The following is a 5144-nucleotide window of genomic DNA, read 5'->3' as shown; positions in this document are numbered from 1 at the left end:
CCGCAGGCGATCCATCTGTTCATCCGTCAGCCAAAACAAGTCGCTCATCTCCAGTCTCCTCGCAGAGCCTGAATCAGATTTCCGTAATCAAATCAATGGGTCCTGAGCCTAGGAGTGATATTTTATCGAAAATTGAAATTGTGTGATTAATTATTATAAGATTTTCAAAAATCTTATAGATGCAAAATTTTACCATAATCCATGGCGTGCTAAAGGCATTTGGAGGGATCGAAGAACCGTTGATTAATGCGCCTGGCTCCTGATTTCAGAATTGTGGTATGCGGATGGATGGCTCCCAAGGCCGTTTTTCATCCTGCGCTTTAAGAAGATAGGAAACGATCCTCCGCGGGATTGCTACGCGTGGACGTTAATTCTCTTCAGGAAGAGGAAGCGGCGCATATTATAGAGGGTTATCAGCAAGCCCGATCTCATTATGACGCGGGTGATGCCCATCATCCGGATGAACAGTCCCGCCACGGGCAACAGAGGTGATCCCCATTTTTCGGACAGGTGATTAAGCCATACCCAGCCCTGAGCGAGAACGGGTTTTATGGGCAACGGTACACGGAAAGGGTATTCGGGTGAATTCAAGTCTTGTGCTGCGCTGGGGCGCTCCGGGGCGAGCAGACGCTGGCAGAGCTGGCGTCGAAGCATGGTGTGCATCAGACCATAATTGCCCAGTGGGAGCGTCAGGCGGTCGAAGGTATGGGGACGACATTCTCTGGCAAGTCAATGCTGGATGCGACAGGCCGGCCAGCCGACGTGGAGAATCTGCATGCGAAGATCGGTCAGTTGCTGGTTGAACGTGATTTTTTACGCGATGCCTCTGTTTGGTTAGGCGTGATCAGAGGCGGCAAATGATCGACCTGAAACGGCGCCGACTTTCGGTCGTAACGACGCCAGGTTCGCATCAGCATGGATAGGCGCGGTCGCAGGCTGGACGCACGCCAGATGGCGTCGGCACGTCAGGATGGCGACATAATGACAACCGGGTATAGCTTATCGAGCCCACAAAACTGTCCGAATGGACGGAGCCACCTTAAAACCCTCATCACAAGATGAGAGATGGAATCATAGAGGACCCATCACAACCAAGGAGTTTTTAAAACTTTCCATCTTCAATATGGTAGCCCATGTAGGATAGCTTGCAAGCACCTCCAATAAAAAAGCGCTATCCACAAGCTTTCAGCAACAGGAAATTGTAGGTATTGAACACGCAGGAAGCTGTTTTAAACTTGAGCATCCAGCACTCCACAAGCAAGCCCGGACAACGCTAAGCATGAAAACACACCATAAGATCAAACACCTGCATCAGATTCTCATTCTTGACGCAGAAGCTCCAAAAACTTCAATTCCACAAGCCATAAAAAGAAACATTGAAGCTGCTCAGCATATTTATCCACAGGCGGAATACACTTTATGGAGCAATAAAGAAATCCGAGAACTTATAAAAGAATATTTTGATGATGATGTTTTATATTCATATGATTTATTAAAGCCATATTCTTATAAAGCCGATCTGGCAAAATTTGTTATTCTTTATGTATTCGGTGGACTTTATATTGATCTTGGCGTGCAAATTGCGCGGGAATGGAATATTCCTAACCATAAAGGCGTTGCGGCTTGCCGAGATGTGCCTTTCACGTCTCCTAGCTGGTCAGCCATCCAGACAGGACTTCTGTGGTCTTTACCAAAAAGAAAAGAATTTCAAATTGCCATTCAATACATAGTAGAAAATTGTAAATCAAAATATTACGGAGAAAATCCTCTCTATCCCACAGGGCCAGTGGTTCTGGGTCGCGCTTTTATCGCTGCACTTGCAGAAAAAGGGCAAGAAGCTACAGCTGATGACCAGTATGTTGGTAGTTGCCGGTGCGTTACACCGGATTCTGCTATGCTCAACGTGTCATATGTCTCCAAAGGTGGAGAAGTTATTGCTTTCCGCAACAAATTAATTGGGGGCGATTTGGCACACCTAGGAGTAGCAGGCAGCAACAATTACAATGATATGTGGAATCAAAGGATAATCTACGGCGAAAAGCTTTGCGAATGGACCTCAAATGACTGCCTTATTCAAACTGACTTCCCCATTTTCAAAAATGAGCGCGGGATCGTTGCGCCTCAAGATTTTGAAGGCGTATTAAGCTACGGTCCTTATACATCCTTGAATACGGGTGCCTACAAACTGCGTATCGAATTAGAGCCTGGAACAAAATTTAGAAAAATTGAAGTCGATATTACAGCAGATTTTCAAAAAAAACGTATAAAATCCTGCATTTTCTTCCCTGAAAACGTAAAAAATGATAACAGCATCACTATGCTTATCGAAATAAGGCAACCTGAAGATAAGGTTGAATTTGTTGTAAAAACGGAAACTGAATTTCTCGGCGCCGTTAAAAAATTTATACTTTATCCTATCTTTCTTCAAAAATGGTCGTTCTCTGATCCAGCCATCAAAACGGAAATCGGCTTCATAAAAGAAGATGGCATCTCCACGCATCTTTGGGCAAAGGGACGGCTTACTTACGGCCCATATGTCTCTTTGCCAAAAGGGCACTACAAGCTCCGAACCAAATTTTCTCCGGAAACTCGCTTTACCAACGCCGTCATTCAGATTGCTGCAGGTGAAGAACATAAAACACGTCAGACACTCAAACTAAAGCCTACCGATATGAAAAGAGGGTCTATCGAGACCTTTTTTACTCTCGATCAGAATGAAGAAAATGTTGAATTTCGGTTATGCGTAAACCGGCTCTTTATGGGTAAATTTTTAAGCTATGAAATTTCATCTCAATAAGAAGTGAACATAAGGAAAAATCACATGGAAAAATTTCATAAAGTAACTTGGCTTCACCAGGTTTTTATCGTCGATAATTTCCAGGTCCCAGCCAAGCTTCCGGAAAATCTTGAGCGCAATGCGCAACTTGCACGCGATCTCTACCCAGAGGCTCAATATAAATTATGGGGTGGAGAAGAATTACGCTATTTCATTGGGAAAGAGTTGGGAGAAGAAGTTCTTGCGGCTTTTGATGATCTTGCGCCGTATTCTTATAAGTGCGATCTCGCACGTTATTGCTTGATGTATGTTTATGGCGGCATCTATTTTGATCTAGCCATAAAATTGCTGAACCCTTGGAACATCCCGCAACACTACGGGGCAGCAGCTTTTATGGAAAACTACGATGGTATGGAGTGCTGGGTATGCACACAGACCAGCCTGCTGTGGTCACTGCCAGGTCGCCCGGAATGGAAAATTGCTATCGATAATATCGTGGCGAATACACGCAATCGTTTCTATGGACCGCACGATCATTATCCCACAGCAGGCGCATTGCTGGGCCGAAGCTTTTCAAAAGCTATGGCACTCAAAGGACAAACAGCAGATGCAGACGATCAATTCCTAGGAGAAGTTCGCTATATCACTCCAGAACGTCAGCCACAGAACGTTGTTTATGTTTCTCCCAACAAGATACTCGTCGGTCAGCGTAACAAGCTAAAAGCTGGGGACGTAACCGAACTTGGCATGACGGGAACGAACAACTACTGCGATATGTGGAAAGCTAAACAAGCCTATGGCGAAAAAGACCATATATGGCTAGCTAGCGACAGCAACATCGTTATTGATGAAGCTGGAATTCTAACGCCTTCAGGCATCGTCGTGACTCGTGGTGAGAAAGGCCGAGTTATGTACGGACCTTTCGTGAGCCTTAATGGTGGTCAATACAAATTAACCCTCGAGTTCTGTGATAATACAACTTTTAAAAATTTAGTAATTGATATTTCTTCAGGATATGGAGCCGATTCTGTAGCTCGTTACGAAATTCAGCATGATGAAGAGATAAAAGCTCACGAGCATGCAGTATTTTTTAGCTTGGAGCGGGCTGTCCGGGACGTTGAGTTTCGTGTGAACGTGTTTGGTGATTTCGAAGGGACTATTAGTAAGGTATGCCTACAAAACGTAAAAGAAGTATCCTGGCTAGCAACAGATAAATGTTTCACGGCAGATGAGGCCGGACAGAAAACGGACCAAGGTATCACGATACATAAAGGCCAGTCTGGTCGTGTCATGTATGGTCCGTTTATCAAACTCCCCCGCGGACAGTATAAATTGTTACTAGGCTTTAGTGAAAATACCATTTTTCGGGATATTTTCTTGGATGTAGCAACAGATTGGGGATCTAATGTTGTTGCAGAATTTAACCGAACGCACCACACTCGCAACCCTCGCGCTGAAGAAGCATTTGTCTTCAAGCTTCTTAGCAATGAAGATTGTGTTGAATTTCGCATGACTGTTTACGGTGATTTTGAGGGCACCTTACACGACATTCGACTGATAAATATGGATGCGATTGTCATTCCTCATACAGATCCAAGAATTCAATTAATCGATGTGAAGCGCACACGCGAAGGCATTATCATCGATAAATCGAATTCCCGTCGTGTCACCTACGGGCCATACATCACCCTTGCTCCAGGACAATATGAAGTAGAAGCTGTTTTTTCGAAAAAGAGCGATTGCAAAGGGATGACGTTAGAAGTTTGCAGCGATGGTGGTTCTAACGCGATTGCAAACCAGACGAACAAAAACAAAGGAAATACGCTAAAATGTGTCTTTGGTCTGGAAGAGGAAACTTCTGAAATAGAGTTCCGCTTGGAAACAGACGGTACATCCAATTCAATTCTAGATTTTTTCATTATTAGTACTTTGGATAGGGACGCCGGACATGATAATGTTCCTGCGGTATTGTCAGTTATTGAAAATAAAAAAACAGAACACAAAAATAATAAAGAAAAAAATTCTTTATTCGAAAAAATAAAGAATTTTATAAATATATAACCTATAAAATATTTAAAAAACACCCAGGGGCGCACATCGTATTCTTTAGGAGGCCTGATGTGCACCCCAAAAATTAGGGCCTGTCAGGTCTTGAGATGATCTGCGGTTGCGGCGATGCAAATGGTGGCCATGAAGGATATGGCAGTTTTTTCGTATCGTGTGCGACTGCCCCTCACTCCTTGAGACGTGCCCACAGGTGGAGGGTTCGAAGAACCGTTGATTGAAGACCTTTCTGCCTGATTTTGGGCTCGCAGGCTGGTATTGATGGCTCTGGATGGTGATTTTCGTTGTGCGTTTTGAGCAGATT

Annotated in this window: 2 protein-coding genes and 2 pseudogenes; 3 read left to right on the top strand and 1 reads right to left on the bottom strand. The window is 44.1% G+C overall.

The genetic code is table 11. The features are described 5' to 3' along the window. Positions 1–354: 354 nt before the first annotated feature. Positions 355–471 (bottom strand): annotated as a pseudogene (locus HKD27_RS16575) (IS5/IS1182 family transposase); the annotation flags it as partial. Between the two features lie 79 nt (positions 472–550). Between HKD27_RS16575 and HKD27_RS16570 the strand changes: the two are divergent. The 3 genes and pseudogenes from HKD27_RS16570 to HKD27_RS16085 form a co-directional block, all read left to right on the top strand. Continuing rightward, positions 551–893, top strand: a pseudogene (locus tag HKD27_RS16570) (transposase); the annotation flags it as partial. 386 nt (positions 894–1279) lie between these two features. Further along, positions 1280–2797, top strand: coding sequence for a glycosyltransferase (locus tag HKD27_RS16090; protein WP_197436627.1), 1518 nt, complete (start codon positions 1280–1282; stop codon positions 2795–2797). A 24-nt stretch (positions 2798–2821) separates the two neighbouring features. Beyond that, a complete protein-coding gene (locus HKD27_RS16085) occupies positions 2822–4837 on the top strand; it encodes a glycosyltransferase family 32 protein (RefSeq protein WP_194690210.1) in 2016 nt (671 codons plus the stop codon). Positions 4838–5144 lie beyond the last annotated feature (307 nt).

Source organism: Gluconobacter sp. R75690, assembly GCF_015244525.1.
GTDB classification, from domain to species: Bacteria; Pseudomonadota; Alphaproteobacteria; order Acetobacterales; family Acetobacteraceae; genus Gluconobacter; species Gluconobacter potus.
The sequence above is the reverse complement of the archived record's forward strand: the minus strand, read 5'-3'. Positions and strand labels throughout refer to the sequence as shown.

What these genes read in the sequence shown, in the direction of transcription:
- HKD27_RS16085 (WP_194690210.1), top strand. Translation starts at nt 2,822, where the DNA reads ATGGAAAAATTTCATAAAGTAACTTGGCTTCACCAGGTTTTTATCGTC.
- HKD27_RS16090 (WP_197436627.1), top strand. Translation starts at nt 1,280, where the DNA reads ATGAAAACACACCATAAGATCAAACACCTGCATCAGATTCTCATTCTT.